Here is a 2,012-nt window from a genome sequence, read left to right on the forward strand (position 1 = left end):
TTGAGTATCTCACTATTTATGGTAGGGACTGGTATATCTCTATAGTCATCATCCAATGCTGCATTTTTCTTTAAAAATGCACGGGACTCTTCCTCTCCTGTGATTTCCTGTGTTCTTCCATCAGCATATGTCGCCTTAACTGAGAAGGATTCTCCGTATTTAATCTCTACAATAGCGCTTGTACACTGTTTAACATCCATTGGGAGCAGTTCAACGCCTAAATACGCATTTATAAAGGTGGATTTTCCACTTTTGGATTCACCGGCAATAAGAATATTGAATCTATCTGCTTTTACTCTTTCGGCCATGCTTTGTATAGATGTCAGCGGATTCCCAAGCCGTTCCATGGGGTCAGGCATTTCAATTTTCTTAGCATAAGCTTGTAAATCAGATACAAGGGACTCTAACTGTTTGTATGAAGAAAGAACTTCATTCTTTCTAGACTGATAATCTACAACCATTTTTTCCTCCTATGATTATTAGTATCTCAAGACTATTGATTGACCAGATATTTGTAATGGCCAATAGTTTCAGTTTTCTTTTACGGTAGTGTTTATTATAAAAATGAATGATTATAGCAATTTGACATTATCCCCCTGACTTCTGAGCCACATATCTATCCCATCACCAAAGACTTCCGCCTGTATCACATACTTCCCGTCTTCTTCACTAAGTATTTTTGCTGTCGGAAGTCTGTCCAGTACTGCTTCGACAGAATATCCGGTATATTCGAACTTTACTCTCCGGAGTTTTCCGCCGAACATAAACTGGATTCTTTTCCGGAACTCTCCTTCTTCAAATCTGTCTCTATATGGGATTGAGAAGTGTTCGGTAGTTATCTTCAGGTCCTTGATCCTGTCGATACGATATATAGTAGGGTTTATGTCATCAGGATTAGTGGATTGTGTTTCGTAGCTTACATTCTCAAGAATTGCTATCAGGTAGAAATAGTATTCTGAGAACATTATCGCCAATGGTTTCACTGTACGTTCGTGTCCGGTCTTTCCCCGGATACCTTTATAAAAGAACCGGAGTTTTAATCCGTCTCGTATGGCAGTACCGATGGACCACATCTTATCGAGGAAATAACTGTTATGCATGGGTGGGATGTAGTGGTAGATTTCATTGGCAATAAGGTCCGTTACCATCTTCTGACTTTCCTTTGGTACACAGCATTCCAATAGTTTATCCAGGATGGTTTTCATGTCATCTTTTCGAAAGGCCCGGCTGTCCAAAAGGATCTTGCATATTGCTAAAACCTCATCGTTTGAAAACTTCATCCTGTTGATATGTTCTAAACGGTATCCGCGGTCTTTGTAATCATAGATAAGGTCGTTGTGTATATCATTGCTGATGAATCTGTTATCAAGGAACTGTCGTATGTCTTCAAGGTCACGTTGTATGGTCTTTTCATTTACATTGAACTTTTCTGCAAGTTCTTTTTTCTTTAATACTTTGCCGTTCAGGAGATCCGAGTAGATGGATAGAACCCGGTTGCTCTTATTCTGATCATTTTCATACATATAGCATTCTCTTATAATGAATTGTTTAAGTGATTCTATAAGTAGTATACTGACCGGGTTGGTCATGATATGTCCAAGTAAATGTGGTATGTATAAAATATCTGTAAACTTATAAGGGTATAGAACTATACCAATACGGTATATATTTCGACCGGTTTTCCGGTAATATAAAAAGACTTTGCTAAGGACTGATAAATCTGAATATAATGAGCCATATAAGCCATATAGTCTGAATTTCGACTATATGATTTTCGGTTAAAATCTGATATCATCATTAGAGATTGAATTTGCAAATTTCTTGATCTTAAAATTTCTAAAAACAACAATTCTTAAAAAATCAGAAAACTCACATCTGTTTCATCAGCGAGATCTACGCTTATTGTTTCCCATAACAAATGATGGTAATATGAAAGTGATTGAGCGTTAATCACTTATAATTACCATAGAAAGAAAAATAATTATGAGTGAATACGAAAAGACCCAATGGCA

Annotated in this window: 2 protein-coding genes; both read right to left on the reverse strand. The window is 36.9% G+C overall.

All coding sequences use genetic code 11. The features are described 5' to 3' along the window. On the reverse strand, nt 1–461 hold a 461-nt coding region (locus T515_RS17530), incomplete at its 3' end, for a dynamin family protein (protein WP_036613594.1). A gap of 111 nt (nt 462–572) precedes the next feature. Continuing rightward, complete coding sequence (locus tag T515_RS16110; RefSeq protein ID WP_036613597.1) at nt 573–1,523, reverse strand: helix-turn-helix transcriptional regulator; 951 nt, start codon at nt 1,521–1,523, stop codon at nt 573–575. Between the last annotated feature and the right edge of the window lie 489 nt (nt 1,524–2,012).

Source organism: Oribacterium sp. P6A1, from assembly GCF_000702885.1.
GTDB lineage: Bacteria > Bacillota > Clostridia > Lachnospirales > Lachnospiraceae > Oribacterium.